This is a genomic window from Corallococcus exercitus, assembly GCF_003611585.1.
Lineage (GTDB): Bacteria > Myxococcota > Myxococcia > Myxococcales > Myxococcaceae > Corallococcus > Corallococcus exercitus.
The window spans coordinates 1-429 of the sequence record NZ_RAVW01000904.1 but is presented as its reverse complement, the minus strand read 5'-3'; the positions used below and the strand labels follow the sequence as shown (position 1 = coordinate 429).

The following is a 429-nucleotide window of genomic DNA, read 5'->3' as shown; positions in this document are numbered from 1 at the left end:
CCCCGCCTCCGACCACCGCCACGGTGCCCCCGGCCGAGCCCTCCCGCGCGCCGGCCGCGGAGGCCATCGACGCGGAGCTCGAAGGGCAGCGCCGCGAAGCCGCACTCGCCGCGCCTCCGTCCACCGGACCGGCCACCCCCGCCACGAAGCCCACGGCGGACACCGCCCCGGCGCCGGCCGCCGAGGAATCGGCGAAGGCCATGGGCTCGCTCCAGGTGAAGGCCAACCCGTACGCCACCGTCTTCCTGGGCGGGAAGCGGCTCGGGGACGTGCAGGGCCGCGCGACCTACAAGGTGCCGGCCGGCACCCACACCCTGACCTTCCGGCACCCGTCCGGTGAGAAGACGTTCACCGTCGTCGTCCCCGCCAACGGCACCGTGATGCAGGAGTTCCGCGCGTCCCGCGGCCGCTGAAGCCCCGCCGTTCCCC

General features: G+C 76.2%; 1 protein-coding gene. It reads left to right on the top strand.

Annotated features, from left to right (window positions below):
* Nucleotides 1-413, top strand: a 413-nt coding sequence (locus D7W79_RS44200; protein WP_167497806.1) for a peptidase associated/transthyretin-like domain-containing protein, incomplete at its 5' end; no start/stop codon positions are given.
* Between the last annotated feature and the right edge of the window lie 16 nt (nucleotides 414-429).